This is a genomic window from Kineosporiaceae bacterium, assembly GCA_016713225.1.
In the GTDB taxonomy this organism is placed as follows: Bacteria; Actinomycetota; Actinomycetes; order Actinomycetales; family Kineosporiaceae; genus JADJPO01.
In genome coordinates this window covers 422,124-438,861 of record JADJPO010000004.1, presented here as the reverse complement: position 1 = coordinate 438,861, position 16,738 = coordinate 422,124, and the positions used below count along the sequence as shown (strand labels likewise).

The following is a 16,738-nucleotide window of genomic DNA, read 5'->3' as shown; positions in this document are numbered from 1 at the left end:
GCACCGGCCAGGCATGCACCGGTCGGACACGCACCGGTCAGAAAGGGGCGCCGCGGTCGATGGCTGAGCGGTTCGACGTCACCGTGGCCACGCCCTGGTACCCCACGCCCTACAACCGCATGGCCGGCTCGTTCGTCGCCGAGCACGCGGTGCTGGCCTCGGGGTTACCCGGGGTGCGTCCGGGTGGGGTGCACGTGGTGCACGGCCTGGAGTGGCCGGGCGGTGATGCCGCGGCGGCTCTGGCGCTGCGTCCCTCGTTCGACGCGGTGCTCGACCGGCTGCGGCACAGCGGCGGCACCCGGTTGCACGGGGTCGCCGGACCGCTCGACCGGGTGCCGGTGTTCACCGTCGGCGGCGCCGACTGGGGGGCGCGGGCCGAGGCCGCGGTGCGTGACGTCTCGCGGGCGGTCGGCACCTTCGCCTCGCCCGTGGTGCACGGCCACGTCGGCTACCTGGGCGGGCTGGTGGCCGCCCGGCTGGCCGAGCCCGGGGCGAGGGTGTTCGCCACCGAGCACTCCACGGCCTTGCGGGACGTGCTGGCCCAGCCGGCCGCGCGGGAGCACTACGCCGAGCTGATCGAGCGAGCCGATGCGGTGTTCTGTGTCAGCAACCTGCTGCGCGAACAGATCCTCGACGCGGTGCCCGACCCGCAGGGTGTGGTTCGGGTGCTGGCGAACCCGGTCGACTTCGCCGGGGCGCCACGGCGGTCCAGCCTGCCCGAGCGGTTGCGCCGCTGGGTGTTCATCGGCGGGCTGCACGAACGCAAGGGCGTGGTGCGGCTGGTTCGGGCCTTTGTCACCGCAGCCCGCGAGGACGGCGAGCTGAGCCTGACCCTGTTCGGCAGCGGCGCGTTGGCCGAGGTCCTGATCGGGCTCGCGCGTGACGGTGGGGTGGCCGACAAGCTGCACCTGCCCGGCGTGGTGCGCCACCGTGAGTTGTTGGCGCAGTTGCCGTCCTACGACCTGTTGCTCGCGCCGAGCACCTACGAGACCTTCCACCTGGCGGTGCCCGAGGCGGTGGCCGCCGGCCTGCCGGTGATCGTCACGCGCAGCGGCGGCCCGCAGGAGGCCCTGGCCGGGGTGGAGGACCAGGTGGGCCGGTTCGTCGACGTGAACGACGACCCGGACGAGCTGGTCGAGGCCTGGCGAGACCTGTCCGCCGGGCTGGGTGACCTCGATCTGGACGCCGCCCGCGCCACGCTCGATGCCCGCTACGGCCGGGAGGCGATCAGCGCTGCACTGGCTCGGGCCTACGGGTTACCCGGCACTGTGGCGACCCCTGACGTCCCGGGCGACGCGCTGAACGGCGCCGCCGCGCCGCCGGAACGTGTTGTCCTGGTGGCGGTTTCGGGGTGGCGCCGCTACCACGTGCAGGCCGAGCTGGAGGCTGCCGGCACCCTCGGGGTGCCTGTGGCGCTGATCAGCGACGACGTCCCGCTGCGCGAGCAGGCGACGGGCGCCGCGGCCACCGTCGTGGCGACCAAGCAGGCGAGCGCGCTCACCGGCGGCGTCGAGGTGTCCGCCATGGCGGCGCCGGGTGCCTCGCTCGCCGTCCGGGCCCGGCGCACGGTCGGGTCGTTGCGACGCCGGGCGCTGCGGCTGCTCGACGCCGGAACCGTTCCGCGCCAGCGCGCTGCGGGGGTCCGAGTGGACGACGACTTCTTGCAGGGGGCTCAGCTGGTGTTGGGGGACTGCCAGTCGATGCCGTTGGCGCGGGCCCTGCTGGCCGCGCATCCGCAGCTGCAGCCGGTGGTCGAGCTCGACCGGGTCGGGCCACTCGGCCCGAGCGTCGACAGCGAGGCCGGGCAGGTGGTGGCGCCGTGACCACGTTGCCCGGCCCTGCCCTGCCCCACGTGGTGATGCTGGTCGCCAACGACGTCAGCGCGGACACCCGGGTGCGTAAGAGTGCGCTGGCCGTGGCCGCCCTGGGTGCCCGGGTGACGATCGTCGGCATCACCGCGCAGCCGCGACGCAGCACCACCCGGCTGGGTCCGGTCACGATCCTGCGGGTGCCCGTCGACTTCCTGCTGCGTGACCGCCGCCGGGAACGGCGTTCTCGGCTGCATCGCGGCGAGATCGGCTGGCTCACCGCGGATCCTGCCGACGAGGCGGTCGAGCGTCGGCGGCTCGCGGTGGCGCATCGCGACGCCGCCGTGCGCGACGGGGTGGGCGGGGCGCTGGCCCGCCAGGTCACCCAGGCCCGGCGCCTCACGGTGCGGGCCGAGGGTCTGGGCCGCCGTCGTGCGGCGCGGGCGGCGACGTTGGCGTTCAAGGTCTACGACCGCGGCGTCCAGAAGCTCACGGTGGGCGCCACCCCCGAACGCATCGTCCCCGAGATCGACGACCTCGAGGTGGCGGTCGGGCCGGTACTCGACGAGTTGGCTCCCGACGCGATCCATGCCCACGACGTGCACTTCCTGGCGGTGGTCGGCCGCGCCGTGGCCCGGGCACGGGCCGCCGGACGCACGGTGCCGTGGGTGTACGACGCCCACGAGTGGGTGCCGGGACTGTCGCGCTACGGCGGCCGGACGGCGCGCGTGGTCGCCGCCTGGGCCGCGCTCGAGAAGCGGTGGGCCCGGCGCGCCGACCGGGTGATCACCGTCTCGCCACCGTTGGCCGAGGCGCTGCAGCAGCGCTACGGCCTGCCTCGACTGCCGGACGTGGTGCTGAACGTGCCGCCCCTGGCGGGCGCCGCGGCGTCCGAGGTGGCCGAGGTGGCCGAGGTGAGCGAGGCACTCGGGGCGGGTGCCGCCGACGTCCGCACCGCGGCCGGGGTTCCCGCCTGGGCGACGCTGCTGGTCTACAGCGGGGGAGTGCAGGCGGCCCGCGGCGTCGAGACCGCGGTGGCGGCGTTGACCCACCTGCCCGAGGCCCATCTGGTCGTGGTGGCGGTGCCCTCGGTGCACACCCCGGCGGTGGCCGCGGTGCGCACCGCGGCGGACCAGGCCGGCGTGGCCGACCGGTTGCACGTCGTTCCCGGGGTCGCCCCGGACCAGGTGGTCTCGTTCCTGCGGACCGCCGATGTGGGCCTGATCCCGTTGCGGCACTTCGGGTCTCACGAGATGGCGCTGGCCAACAAGCTGTTCGAGTACCTGCACGCCCGGTTGCCGATGGTGGTCAGCGATTGCCGGGCCCAGGCCGACTTCGTGCGCCGGCACGATCTGGGCGAGGTGCACATCGCCGGTGACGCCGCCGATCTGGCCCGGGCCGTGCAGCGGGTGCTGGCCGACCGCGAGCAGATCCGCGCGCGGATGGACGATCCCGCGTTGCGGGGGGCCTACACCTGGCAGGCGCAGGCAACGGTGCTGCAAGGGGTGTACCGCGACCTGCTGCCGGAGGCGCCGTTCACGGAGGTGGACGCCGCGGCGGCCGCGTTGACCGTGGCCGAGCCGGACGAACTCGCCGTACCCGACGGACAACGCACCCTGGCCATCGGGCCGGCCAACAGCGCCGGGCAGGCCTGGGCGTGGACCCGTTGCGCCGCAGGGCATCTCGAGGGTGTCGCCGGGTACGTGGTGGCGCTGCGCAACGAGAAGTACGACTACCCCGCCGACGAGCTGGTGGCCCGGCAGGCCTATCTGACCGACGCCGACTGGCAGTTGCGTACCCTGGCCCGGGCCCGCGCCACCTGGACGCATGTGCTGCTCGAGGCGGGCCGGCCGATCCTGGGGGGACTCGCCGGGCGGGACTTCGTCGCGGACGCCGCGCTGTTGCGGGCGAGCGGGGTCCAGGTGGGGCTGGTGTTCCACGGCTCGGAGGTGCGCGATCCGCGCCGGCACCGTCTGACGCACGAGTTCTCGCCGTTCGCCGACCCCAGGAGCGAGCTGACCCGGCGGCTGCAGGCCCGCTGCGATGCGCTGCTGCCGCAGGTGCGGGCCTTCGACGGGCCGCTGTTCGCCTCGACCCCCGATCAGCTCGACTACCTCCCCGAACGCGCCGAGCCTGCTGCCCCCGCGCAGTGGCTGCCGGTGGTCGTCGACACCGATCGGTTCTCACCTCACGGCGCGCCCGCGCCGCTCGAGCGAGCGCGACCGCTCGTCGTCCACGCGCCGTCCAACCCGGCCCTCAAGGGCACCGTGGACGTCGAGCGGGTGCTCGGCCCGCTGTCCGAGCGCGGGGTGATCGAGCTGCGCATGGTCACCGGGATGCCGCCGGAGCAGGCCGCCGAGCTGATCCGCACCGCCGACGTCGTGGTCGACCAACTGCTGCTCGGGCTCTACGGCGTGCTGGCCTGCGAGGCGATGGCCGCCGGACGGGTGGTGCTCGGTCACCTCGGGCAGCCGTTGCGCGAGGCGGTGCAGGCGCTGACCGGTGCAGAAGTGCCCGTGCTCGAGGCCACGCCCCGTAGTCTGGGCGAGGTGATGCAGCAGGTGCTCGACGACCGCGACGGGGCTGCGCGGGCGGCGGCGTCCGGGCCCGGCTTCGTCACCGAGGTGCACGACGGACGGCGCTCGGCCGGCGTCCTGGCCTCGTTCCTGGATGCGGTACCGGCCTTGTCCCTGGATGCGGAGGGTGTTCCCACGGTGGGTGGGTCACAGTGAGCAGTTCGCGGCCTCACGTGTTGCTGCTGGGTATGCAGTTCCCGCCGGCGCGCGGCAGCGGGGTGTACCGGATCCGGAGCTGGGCCAACCACTTCGCCCGGCGGGGATTCGATGTCACGGTGCTGGCGGCCGACCGCGACTACTGGGTCGAGCGGGCCGGGGTGATCGACCCCGAGTTGGAGCGCACCGTCGATCCGCGGGTCCGGGTGGTGCACGTCAAGGTGCCGCGCGAACACCTGCGGCAGAACCTGCGCACCATGTCGTGGTCGCACGCGAACTTTCCCCGGGCCTGGATCCGCGGCCACGACAAGGCCCGGCGCAAGATCTTCCCCGAGATCTACGCCTCGATCATCCCGCTGTTCCTGGCGCACGCGCTGGCGGTGCACGCCCGGCACCGGGTCGATGTCGTATTCGCGACCGGAAACCCCTACGCGCAGTACGGGGCGGCGTATCACCTCGGCCGGATGTTGCGCCGGCCGTACGTGGTCGACTACCACGACCCGTGGACGCTGAACCCGTTGACCGAGGACGACGCGTTCCCGCCGAACCACCCCGCGTTCGCCTGGGAGCGGCGGATCATCGAGAAGGCTGCGCTCACGGTGACCGTCAACGAGCCGCTGGGGCAGTGGTACCGCGAGCGCTATCCCGTTGCCGCGGAACGCATTCGGGTGGTCGAGAACGGTCTGGCCGAGGAGGTCGTGGCCGACGTCGCCTTCACCCCGCGGGATCCCGCCGAGCCGCTGCGTTTCGGCTACGTGGGCACCGTGCGCGGCGACCTGCCGATCGAGGAGTTCCTGGACGGCTGGGCGCTGGCGCGCAAGGAGCCCGCACTGCACGAGGCCACCATGGACTTCTACGGCTACCTCGGGTTCTTCACCCACACCGAGGGGCCGATCCGGGCACGGCTCGAGTCGGGCGTCGAGGGCGTGCGCTACCGCGGCCCGGTGCCGCAGCCGCAGCTGGGGCGGATCTACTCCGGGCTGGATGCACTGGCCATGCTGCTGCCGTCCTCGATCTACATGACCGCCGGCAAGGGCTACGACTACATGGCCGCCGGGCGTCCGGTGATCGGGGTGCACGACCCGCGCAACCACACCACCCAGGTGTTCCGCGACTACCCGCTGTTCTTCGGGGTGCCGACCGTGGACGCCGCCGCGGTGCGCGACGCCCTGGTGGCGGCCGCCGCAGCGGCCCGTGCCGAGACCACCGAGCAGTTCGAGGCCTGCCGTGACCTGGCGATGCGCCACACCTGGGACCTGGCCATGGAGCCGGTCGGCGCCGAGGTGGAGGCGATGATCCGTGGCTGAGATCGTGGCCGGGCACTCGGCAGAGCCCTCGACGCAGCCCACGACCGGGCCCACGACCGGGCCCACGACTGCACCCACGACCGGGCCGGCGGCTCGGCCGCGCGTGCTCGGGGTGTGCATCGGCCCCGCCCGGCGACACATCGTCGTCCAGATGCTGGGTGAGGTCGTGGCCGCCGGCGGATCGGCGTTGCTGCTGATCGCGGACGGCGCCGCGCCCGAGGACCTGCCCCCCGGCGTCGAGGTGCTCGACCTGGTGGCCGACGAACGCCGGGTCGGCGTCCACACCCTGCTGCGCCCGCATCGGGTCTGGCAGCTCTGGGGCACCTCGCGCCCGTATCGCGCCGTGCGCCCCTGGGTGCTGTGGCGGGCACTGCGCCGCCGGCTGGACGTCGTCCGGCTGGACGAGCTGGACCACATCGTGATCGTCAGCGTCGAGTCCTGGCCCATCACCTGGCAACTGTGCCGCCGCTCCTCCTCCGTCACCTACGGCTGGGACGTCCCCGCCGCTCTCTTCGCCCGCACCCCCACCCCCCAGTGAGCGCAATGTCACGTTGCACTCGTCTGGCGAGCGCGACGTGACATTGCGCTCGGGCGGGATGAGCGTGATCCCCGCCCGACCCCTCCTTCCGTCACCCGGTGTGCGTCATGACGGGTGAGGATCATGGAGGAGGGCTCACGTGAGCGATCTGCGAGAGCGGCTGAACCGGCTCGCCGAGGGCGCCTCGGGCGACCTGGACGCCGCGCAGCTCTGGACGACGGGACGTCGCCGACACAGTCTGCGCACCGCAGCCGGGGCGCTGGCCGTGCTGCTGATCGCCACGGTGTCCGGTCTGGGAGGGGCCACGCTGTGGTCTCGGACGGCCACCACGCAGTTGCCCAGCACGAGCCAGCGGACGGAATCGCCATGGCCGGCGCTGACCCTGCCGGATCGTTTCGTCACGCCGACGCCATGGTTGCCCGGAACCGATCAAGCCGGACCGATCGGGCCGTTGTCGGCGGTGGTCGGGGGGGCGCGGCGCAGCTGGCGCGGACTCGGCCCGGCCACAACGAACGGCCTGGCCGGGGTATCGGCACGGACCGGCGAGTACCGGTTCCTCGACCTGCCCGGGTACTCACCCTCGCCGGGTCGCCCTGCCTTGTCGGCCGATGGGCGCAGGCTGGCCTACTGGCAGTCCCCCGATGCGTCGGCACAGGACAACGCCGTGACCGGCCTGGCCGTGTACGACACCGTGAGCGGCACTGTTCGAACACACCGCTTCGACAACGCCCTGGGCACACGTGCCGACACACTGGTCTGGGTAGGCGAAACCCTCTGGTTCAGCTCGGTAAAGATCACCAGTTTGGCTGCTGATGGGTCGAGTTCAGGGACGGCCGCGATGTGGCAGTGGCCCATGGACGCCGTCGCTCGGGCAGACGAGACCTATCCGGTGGCGTCAGCACTGAACGCGGGGACGCCGTGGGGCGTGGTGCTGTCCGACGACGCGCCCTGGGACTACTCCATCAGCGACGGTCGCTCGGTCGTCCGGCTGGCGCTCGATCGTGACGCCAATGTCCCCCCGGTGTTCTCGGCTGACGGCTCAGCTCTGGCGGCGATCCTGCAGCCGTCCCCCGGCGTGATGGACAGCGAGCCGCATGATCTGCTGGTCGGTCGGCTCGCCAAGCCGATTCCGCTGGGATTCAACCTCACCGATGTCGACCGAGGACACCTGAGTGCGAGCGCGGACCTGACCGTGACCCTACGCGAGGTGCCCGGAGTCAAGGCGCAGGAGGTTCGGGGTTGGCGGGACGCGTCCCACGTCGTCGTGGAGCGGTACGAGCAGAGCCAGGCCCGCCTGCTCAGCGTCGACATTCGCACGGGGGCGAGCACGCCCCTGTCGCGGATCGCGACCCAGAACCGGGGACCTGGAACGATCGTTGCGGACGACGCCTGGCAGGGTGAGATCGTGCCCGCCTCGCCGGGTGCGCCGACCGATCCGCGCTGGACGGCTGCGAGCATTGCCGGGGCAGTTCTGCTCGGGCTGTGGGGTACCCGGTTCGTCCGGCGGCGGCGCGCCGTCGCCATCGCGCACGGTGAGGACGTCGGGTCCGCCGGGTCGGAGGCCGGAGCATGACGCCTCCTGGTGACTTCGCCGACTTCGTCGCCACCCGGCGAAACGCGTTGCTGCGCACGGCCTTCCTGCTCACCGGCGGCCACGAGCAGGACGCCGAGGACCTGGTGCAGACCGCCCTGGTCAAAGTAGTCCCGGCCTGGTCGCGCATTCGGGGCAACCCCGAGCCCTATGTCCGCCGGATCATGTTGCACGAGAACGTGTCTCGCTGGCGGTGGCGCCGTCGGCGACCGGAGGTGCTCACTGACACGCTGCCCGAAAGGCCTGCGGCGGCGTCCGATCGGCTGGGTGAGGACGACGAGCTGCGCCGAGCGCTCGCCGTCCTGGCTCCGCGTCAGCGGGCGGTGATCGTGTTGCGCTACTACGAGGACCTGACCGAACGCGAGACGGCGCAGCTCATGGGCATCTCGATCGGCACGGTGAAATCGCAGGCGCGGGATGCGCTGACCCGGCTGCGGGCGCTGCTACCCGACCTGGACGTCGACCCCGATCCCATGATCACCGATAGATCGCAGTTCGCTACCGCCAAGCCGGAGCAAACGGCGATCTAACGGTGATCATGGGCTGAGGAAGGTTGGCCGGGGACGTCGGGGGAAGGGGCGGGACGCAGGGAGGCCGTCACGCCTCGCTGAGGAAGGCCGTCACCCGCTCGGCGGGGCGCCCGATGATCGCGCGCCCGGGGCGGATCAGCACCGGGCGCTCCATCAATGCCGGGTGCTCGGCCAGCACCACAGCCACCTGCTCGGCGGTCTGCACGTCAGCGGCCGTCAACCCGACCTCGGCGAACAGCGGATCGCGTCGTACCAGTGCCGAGGGCGGGTCGTCGAGGATTGCCAGCAGGTCGGCCAGCGCCGCGGCGTCCAAGGGAGTCTTCAGGTACACGACGACCTGAACCCCCTCACCGGCGGCGGTCACGGCCGCCAAGGCTCCCCGCGACTTCGAGCACCGGGGATTGTGCAGCAGGGTCAATTCCTCCATGTCGGCAGCCTAACCGGCGTTCTTCTGCACCCATTCGGGTGATCAGGTTCGAACGATCGCGGACGACGAGAGAGGCGACAGCGATCACCCGGCACCGACCACCCGGCCACGTCCCGCCGCCCTCACCGCCGCCCCCGTCCTCACCGCCCCCTCGCGAGGAGACCTGCGCATGCTCCGCCCCGTCCGGCACCCGGCGACCGTGCTCGTCGCGCTGACCACGGCGCTGGGCTCCTTGATGATCCCGTCGTCGGCGATGGCGACCACGGCCGCCGGGGCCTCTCCGGCCGAGCGCCCCGTCGGTGGCATCGCGCCGACGCCCGTGGCGAGACGCGCGGCGACGTCCGGGGTCGCCACCATCAGCGGATCAGGGTTCGGTCACGGCGTCGGACTGTCGCAGTACGGCGCCCTGGGCATGGCCCGCGCCGGCAAGACCGCGCCGGAGATCGTGGGGCACTACTACACGGGCGTCGCCGTCACCGCAGCCCGCGACGCCGTCGACCTGCGGGTGAACGTGGTGCATCGCGGTCGCTCGATCGTGCTGCGCCCGGTCGCGATCGGGGACGCCGCTGCGCACCGCGCGCGCCTGACCCCCACCACCGGGACGCCGCTCCTGCTGGCCCCGGGCGACCTGGCCACCGTGACGCCGTCGTCCGGTGCCGTGACGGTGGCCGTCCGTCGGGGCTCGGGCGCCACGATCACCCGCAGCAGCACGGGGTGGACGGTCGACTGGACCGGCACCAAGGCCTGGTCAGGCCCGGCCACCCGCCTGGCCCTCACCTCGCGCATGCTCGGCGGCACCGCGACCAAGGAACGCTCCTACCGGTGGGGCCGGCTCGCGCTGACCAACCTCGCCGGCGGCCTGGAGGCGGTCACGACCGTCGACCTGCATGCCGGCTACCTGCGTGGCCTCGCCGAGATGCCGTCGTCCTGGCCCGCCGCAGCCCTGCAGGCGCAGGTGATCACGGCGCGCAGCTATGCGCTGGTGGCCGCGACCTCGGCGCCGAAGGCCAGCTGCGGCGGCTGCCAGCTGTGGGACGACCAGCGCAGCCAGATGTACGTCGGCTGGGCCAAGGAGGGCGAGAAGATCGGCTCGACCGACTACGGCGCCCGGTGGGTGGCCGCGGTGACGGCGACCTCACCGACGCCGACGACCGGGATCGCGGTGCTGTACCAGGGGCGCCCCGTGCAGACCTACTACGCCTCGTCGACCGGCGGCAAGACCCGTGATCCGAAGGCGGTCTGGGGCAGCTCGGTGCCCTACCTGCGGGTGGTCGCCGACCCGTGGAGTCTCGACCCGAGCGTGAACCCGGGCTTTGCCGCGTGGAAGCGCACCGTCACCGTCACCAAACTGGCCTCGGCCTTCGGCATCACCGACGGCTCGGGGATCGCCTCGCTCGCCATCGCCACCCGGGACGCAGCCGGCGCGGTGACCGCGCTGAAGGCGACCTCCGGGGCGGGCCAGGTGCGCACCCTCACCGGGGAGGCCTTCCGCTCACGCCTCGGCCTGCCCACATCTCGGGAATGTCGCCCGAGACCACCAGGGGCGCGCCGGTGGCGGCCACGATCTCCTCCACGGTCACGCCGGGGGCGCGCTCGCGCAGCACCAGGCCGTCATCGGTCACGTCCATCACGGCGAGGTCGGTGATGATGCGGTTCACCACGCCCTGGCCGGTGAGCGGCAGGTCGCATTTCACGACGACCTTGTGGGTGCCGTCCTTGGCGACGTGCTCCATCAGCACGACCACGGACTTGGCGCCGTGCACCAGGTCCATCGCCCCGCCCATGCCCTTGACCATCTTGCCGGGGATCATCCAGTTGGCGATGTCGCCGTCGGCGGAGACCTGCATCGCGCCCAGGATGGCCGCGTCGACCTTGCCGCCGCGGATCATGCCGAAGGACGTTGCCGAGTCGAAGAACGAGGCGCCATGGCGCAGGGTCACGGTCTCCTTGCCGGCGTTGATCAGGTCCGGGTCCTCGTCGCCCTCGTAGGGGTAGGGGCCGAAGCCGAGGATGCCGTTCTCGGACTGCAGCACCAGCTCGACGTCGTTCGGCACGTAGTTCGGCACCAGGGTCGGCAGGCCGATGCCGAGGTTGACGTACGAGCCGTCGTGCAGCTCGGCGGCGGCACGGGCCGCCATCTGCTCACGGGTGAGGGCCATGTCAGCTGAGTCCTTCGCTTCCGGCGCCGTACAGGTCGCGCGGACGCGGCCGGACGGTGCGCTTCTCGATCCGCTTGTCGTGCGCCTGTTCCACCGACAGGGCCACCACGCGGTGCACGAACACGCCGGGCAGGTGGATGCGGTTCGGGTCGAGCTCGCCGGGCTCCTCCAGGTGCTCCACCTCGGCGATGGTGATCTTTCCGCTCATCGCGGCCAACGGGTTGAAGTTGCGGGCCGCGTGCCGGAACACCAGGTTGCCGTGCCGGTCACCGGCCCAGGCCCGCACCAGGCCGTAGTCGGCGCGGATGGCGTTCTCCAGCACGAAGGTGCGCTGCTTGCCGTCCACGTCGAACTGGGCGGTCGACTTGGCCGGGGAGGACAGCGCGATCGAGCCGTCCGCGGCGTACTTCCACGGCAGGCCGCCCTCGGCGACCTGGGTGCCGACGCCGGTCGCCGTGTAGAAGGCCGGGATGCCCGACCCGCCGGCCCGTAGCCGCTCGGCCAGGGTGCCCTGCGGGGTCAGCTCGACCTCGAGTTCGCCGGACAGGTACTGCCGGGCGAACTCCTTGTTCTCGCCGACGTAGGAGGCCACGATCCGCCGGATGCGTTTGGCATCCAACAACAGTCCGAGCCCCACGCCGTCGACGCCGCAGTTGTTCGAGATCACCTCGAGATCGGACGTGCCCTGCTCGAGGATCGCTTGGATGAGAACGGAGGGGATGCCACAGATCCCGAAACCGCCGACGGCGAGTGAGGCGCCGTGGGGGATGTCCGCGACCGCTTCGGCAGCGCTGGCTACGACTTTGTCCACGGCCGAAATCTACTCGTGCCCCCGGTGTCGCTGGGGTGGTGTGCGCCACGTCTTCGATAACGTATGTGACAGGTGTGACTACGAAGCGCGACAATTGGTTACTAAGAGTTCCAGGCCCCGGGGGATCATCATGCACCGACGCACACTCGCCGTCCTCGGTCTGCTCCCCGCGATGATCGCGCTACCGACCGTGGACCTGGCCTCCGTGGCCGGCTTGCGGGCCGCGGCCGGCCCGGTGTCGGGCTCGGTGCGTGAGATCGCCATCAGCGGTGTCGACGCCGGCGGGTTGCGCGGGTTGGCGACCGGCCCACAGGCCGGTCGGGTGACGGCCCTGACCCCGCCACGCACCACGGCTCGGTTCGACCTGGTCGCGCTGACCTGGTCCGGCACGCTGCGCGCCGACACGACGCTGTCGGTGCGTGTCCGTGAGAACGGGCAGTGGACGGCGTGGCACACACTCGAATCCGATGAGCACGCGCCCAACCCGGGTCAAGAGGTCCCACCGGCCGGCGCGAAGGGCGCGTCGTCCCCGCTGTTGACCGCCGGCGCGGACGGCGTCCAGGTGCGCGTGGTCTCGCCGACCGGCAGCGGGCCGTCCGGGTTGCACGCGGTGATGGTGGACGGCGGCCGCTCGGCCGCCGATTCGCCCTCCGGTCCGGCGGCGAGCGCCGCAGCGGCGACCCGGGCACCGACGATCATCAGCCGGGCGAAGTGGGGCGCCGACGAATCACTGGTCAAGGACCCGCCGATCTACGACACCACCGCGCGCACCCTGTTCATCCACCACACCGACACCACGAACACCTACACGGCCGCGCAGGCCTACGCCCAGGTGCGATCGGTGTACCTGTTCCACACCAAGTCCCGCGGGTGGAACGACGTCGGCTACAACTTCCTGGTCGACCGCTTCGGCCGGGTCTTCGAGGGCCGCCGCGGCAGCATCACCCAGGCCGTGCGCGGTGCCCACACCGGCGGGTTCAACACCGAGGCGATCGGGATCTCGGTGCTCGGCACGTTCACCACGGTCTCGCCGTCCTCGGCCGCCCTGCGCGGCGTGGTCGACGTCGCAGCCTGGAAGTCGGCGCAGTACTTCGTCAATCCACGCGGCTCGGTCTACGTGACCTCGAGCGGTGGGGCCTCGAAGTTCCCGGCCGGCAAACGCGTTCTGCTGCGCACCATCTCGGGGCACCGCGACGTCGGCTCGACCGAGTGTCCCGGCGACAAGCTGTATCCCGACCTGAACTGGATGCGCGGCGCGGTGGCCGCCCGGATGGCCCCCGGGCTGATCGGTCCGCGGCTGTCCTCCACGGCGGTGGCCTGGAACGGCTCGCCCGTCGGCTTCTCGGCCGTCGTGCCCACGAACCAGAAGTGGTCCTTCACGGTTCGGCCGATGTGCGCCAGCACGCCGATCAACAGTCAGACCGGCATGACGGCGTCCAGGATCGGCGCGATCTGGGACCTGAAGGACACGAACGGTGCGCCCGCGGCGCCCGGGGTGTATCAGGTCTCGGTGGTGTCGAACTCGCCGGTGGGCAGCGTACGGCAGGCGCAGGACCTCGAGATCTTGCCGACGGTGGACTCCCCGGCCGGGCGTTGCCGGGTGGCGCGCGCCGGAGTGGTCGACGTCTACACCTCGGCCGTGCTCGCGGGTCGGTCCCGTTACCCGAGTGCCTCCAGCGTGGTGCTGGCCGGATCGGGGTCGCTGGTCGACGGCCTGGTCGCCGCGCCGCTGGCCGCAGCCAAGGGCGCGCCGCTGTTGCTGTCGGGGCTGAAGTCGTTGCCCGCCGTGGTGGCGCAGGACATCACGGCCCGCGGCGGGGTCACCACGGCCTACATCGTCGGCGGCACCACCTCGATCAGCGCCGCGGTCGAGACCCAGCTGCGGGGGCTCGGCGTGACCACCATCGTGCGGCTGAGCGGGCGTGACCGGTACGCGATGTCGGCCGCCGTGGCCCGGCAGATGGGCGCTGCCGGCGGTGCCGCGGTGGTCGTGTCCGGATCGAACGTGGCGGACGCCGCCGCGGTCGCCGGTCCGGCCGCAGCCACCGGCCGGCCGCTGCTGTTGGTGGCCTCGACCGGGGTGCCGGCCGCGACCGGCTCGGCGTTGAAGGCGTTGGGCGTCAAGCGGGTACTGGTGGTCGGCACCACCGCCGCGGTGCCTGCCAAGGTTGCAGCCCGACTGAGCGCGTACGGCGTCACCCGGCTGTCGCGGGTCGGTTCGGCCGACCGGGCGAGCACGGCCACCGCGGTGGCCACCGCGTTCGCGAACCCGGTGGGGATCAACCAGATCGTCGCCGTCCCCTCCTCGACCAGCTTGTGGTCGGTGGTGGGGGCCGGGCAGGGCCGGCTCACCGTGCTGGCGAGCTCGTCGACGGTGCCGCCGGCCACTGCCGCGTGGTTGCGGGCACGACACCCCGGTGCCATCTCCCTGATGGCCGACCAGCGGACCGTGAACACCGCGGTGATGCGCTCGCTGCTGGTCAACATGGCCTGACCCTCGGTGATCATGTAATCCGTGCACGTTTTGTGCACGGATTACATGATCACGGGGAGGGTTGGTGCTGTGGTGAGGGCTGGCGGTGGGCGACGTCCCTCGGATGACGCCCTGCAGGGTTAGCCTTGCGGCCGTGCCGAGCGCCGTGACGATGCGATCGACCGCGTCGGGTCGGCGCGGCGGTGTCGCCGTGACGATCGACCGGGTGGGCATCGCCGCCGGGATCAGCGCGGTGGGTATCGCCCTGGTGGCAGCGATCGCGGTGCCGCTGGGGTTCTGGACGCCGTGGCTGGCCTGGCCGGGTGCCCTGGCGATCACGGCGGCGGGCTGGGTCATGGCCGGCTGGTCCGCCGGGCTCGAGGTGTCGACCGCCACGGACGACGGGCGCCGGACCCTCCTGCTGTCGAGCCTGACGACGGCGGGGCTGGCGCTGGCCTTCACGGTGTGGAACGCCGTGCTGCACGCCGAGCACCTGGTGCTGCGCCGCGACCCGGGCGCCTACGGCCTCTACACGCAGTGGATCGCCACGCGCCATCGGCTGCCGATCCCGGCTGATCTGGCGGCCTTCGGCGGGCCGGCGGCGTACGACGTCACCGGGTTCACCCTCGATGCCCCCGCCTACTACCAGGTACTGCACGGCACCGGCGCCGGGTTGCAGGCCGAGATCGTGCCGCAGTTCCTGGTCGGACCGCCCGCGCTGTACTCGTTCGGGTGGTGGGCCGGATCCGCGGTCGGCCAGCCGTGGGCCGGGGCGCAGATCATGCCGGCCCTCCTGGGCGGCCTGGCGCTGGTGACGTTCGGCTCGCTGGCCACCCGGCTGATCGGGCCGCGCTGGACGCCGCTCGCGGTGGCCGTGCTCGCCGTGAGCTACCCGGTGGCCTGGTCCGCGCGCACCACGTTCTCCGAACCCGCTGCGCTGCTGGTGTTGTTGGCCGGCGCGTGCCTGGCGGTCGACGCGATCGGGTCCGGACGGCGCGCGCTCGGCGGGCTGGCCGGTGCGGTGCTCGGATTGGCCGGGTTGATCCGGGTCGACAGCGTCCGCGAGGTGGCCGCCGTGGTCGCGGTCTGCGTCCTGCCGGCGGTGCGCGGTAACCGGGCCGCGGCCCCCCTCGCGGGTGGTGCGGTGGCGGGAACCCTGGTCAGCATCGGGGTCTGGTCGATCATGTCGCGGCCCTACCTGAACACCGTGTCCTCCTCCCTGGTGCCCCTGTTGGCGGCAACCGGCGCCCTGGTGCTGGTGGCAGCGGTGGTCGTCCCGTTGGCCCGGCGGCGTGATCGCGCTCGGTCGACCGACGGCATGGCGGCCGCAGCCCAGCCGGCTCGGGCGCACCGACTGATGGCGCGCGGCGCCTCGGTCGGCGTCGTCGCGGTCGGCCTGGTGCTGCTCTCACGCCCGCTGTGGCTCATCGCGCGGCAGGCGCCGGACACACCGAGCGCCCGATTCGTCGCCAGCCTGCAGGCCGGTCAGGGGCTCGCGGTCGACGCCGGCCGGCTGTACTCCGAGCACTCCCTCGCGTGGGTGGCCTGGTATCTCGGGTGGGGCGGCGTGGTCATCGCCTGGGGTGTGCTGGCCGCGCTCGCCGGGCAGGTGGTGACCTGGTGGTTCGCCCGTCGCGCGACGCCGCCGACCTGGCTGCTGCCGGCCGTCGCCGGGTTCGGTTCAACGGTGTTGGTGCTCTACCGGCCGGGCATCACCCCGGATCACCCGTGGGCCGATCGCCGGCTGGTCACCGTCGTCCTGCCCGTCATCGTCCTCGCTGCCGTCGCGGGAATCGCTTGGTCCACAAGGGTTCTGGGGGCGAGAACCTCTGCGCTGGGACGGCGCGTGCTCGCCGCGGCGGGGGTCGCCGTCCTGCTGGGGCCGACGGTGTGGGCCACGGCGCCGGTGGCCCTGCTGCGCACCGAACGCGGTGAGGTGGCTGCCGTGGGATCGGTGTGCGCCCAGCTGCAGCCGGGCGATGTCGTGGTCGCGGTGGAGGGCACGGACGACGGCCACGCCCAGCGCTCGGCGAACGAGTGGCTGCAGGTGATCCGCGGGGTCTGTGGCCACCCGAGTGGGGCGCTGCTGACCCCGGTGGCGCAGTTGCCGGACGCCGTGACCCGCCTGGCCGCGCTGGTCGAGGGCGCCGGCGGACACCTGGTGTTGCTGACCGCCCAGGAGGACGCCGCGGCGGCGCAGCGGGTGCTCGATGCGGCCACCGCCGGCACCTCCCGAGAGGGTGCCCCGCGCCTGCCGGCTGCCCGGTTGTCGACCGTGGAGGACCGCAAACTGCTGACGCGGCGTCCACCCAACGGCGCCCGCCTGGTGATCGAGGTCTGGCTCGCCCGATGAGGCGGGGCC

At 72.6% G+C, this 16,738-nt stretch carries 11 protein-coding genes; 8 read left to right on the top strand and 3 right to left on the bottom strand.

Going from position 1 to position 16,738, the window contains the following annotated elements:
• Positions 1-59 precede the first annotated feature (59 nt).
• The 6 genes from IPK24_18435 (at position 60) to IPK24_18410 (ending at position 8,506) form a co-directional block, all read left to right on the top strand.
• The gene (locus IPK24_18435; GenBank protein MBK8077489.1) at positions 60-1,823 is read left to right on the top strand and encodes a glycosyltransferase family 4 protein; all 1,764 of its coding nucleotides are present in this window, start codon (positions 60-62) and stop codon (positions 1,821-1,823) included.
• Entirely contained in the window at positions 1,820-4,540 is a 2,721-nt protein-coding gene (locus tag IPK24_18430; protein MBK8077488.1) for a glycosyltransferase, read from the top strand. Before IPK24_18435 ends, IPK24_18430 begins: the two co-directional genes overlap by 4 nt.
• Positions 4,537-5,847, top strand: a complete 1,311-nt coding sequence (locus IPK24_18425; GenBank protein MBK8077487.1) for a glycosyltransferase — start codon at positions 4,537-4,539, stop codon at positions 5,845-5,847. The genes IPK24_18430 and IPK24_18425 overlap by 4 nt, the downstream gene beginning before the upstream one ends.
• Positions 5,840-6,385 (top strand): hypothetical protein, encoded by a 546-nt coding sequence (locus IPK24_18420; protein ID MBK8077486.1) that lies wholly within the window; start codon positions 5,840-5,842, stop codon positions 6,383-6,385. The genes IPK24_18425 and IPK24_18420 overlap by 8 nt, the downstream gene beginning before the upstream one ends.
• A gap of 139 nt (positions 6,386-6,524) precedes the next feature.
• A complete protein-coding gene (locus tag IPK24_18415) occupies positions 6,525-7,958 on the top strand; it encodes a hypothetical protein (protein MBK8077485.1) in 1,434 nt (477 codons plus the stop codon).
• Positions 7,955-8,506, top strand: a complete 552-nt coding sequence (locus IPK24_18410; GenBank protein ID MBK8077484.1) for a SigE family RNA polymerase sigma factor — start codon at positions 7,955-7,957, stop codon at positions 8,504-8,506. Before IPK24_18415 ends, IPK24_18410 begins: the two co-directional genes overlap by 4 nt.
• Before the next feature lie 67 nt (positions 8,507-8,573).
• Here the strand turns inward: IPK24_18410 and IPK24_18405 are convergent, their stop codons facing one another.
• From IPK24_18405 to IPK24_18395, 3 genes are all read right to left on the bottom strand, one after another.
• Positions 8,574-8,933, bottom strand: a complete 360-nt coding sequence (locus IPK24_18405) for an arsenate reductase (GenBank protein ID MBK8077483.1) — start codon at positions 8,931-8,933, stop codon at positions 8,574-8,576.
• A 1,472-nt stretch (positions 8,934-10,405) separates the two neighbouring features.
• Entirely contained in the window at positions 10,406-11,092 is a 687-nt protein-coding gene (locus tag IPK24_18400) for a CoA transferase subunit B (protein MBK8077482.1), read from the bottom strand.
• A gap of 1 nt (position 11,093) precedes the next feature.
• Positions 11,094-11,903, bottom strand: coding sequence for a CoA transferase subunit A (locus tag IPK24_18395; GenBank protein ID MBK8077481.1), 810 nt, complete (start codon positions 11,901-11,903; stop codon positions 11,094-11,096).
• Between the two features lie 130 nt (positions 11,904-12,033).
• On the opposite strand from IPK24_18395, the gene IPK24_18390 reads away from it, so the two are divergent.
• Both IPK24_18390 and IPK24_18385 read left to right on the top strand, forming a co-directional pair.
• The gene (locus IPK24_18390; GenBank protein ID MBK8077480.1) at positions 12,034-14,397 is read left to right on the top strand and encodes a cell wall-binding repeat-containing protein; all 2,364 of its coding nucleotides are present in this window, start codon (positions 12,034-12,036) and stop codon (positions 14,395-14,397) included.
• Positions 14,398-14,530: 133 nt separating this feature from the next.
• Complete coding sequence (locus tag IPK24_18385) at positions 14,531-16,729, top strand: hypothetical protein (GenBank protein ID MBK8077479.1); 2,199 nt, start codon at positions 14,531-14,533, stop codon at positions 16,727-16,729.
• The last annotated feature ends 9 nt before the right edge of the window (positions 16,730-16,738 follow it).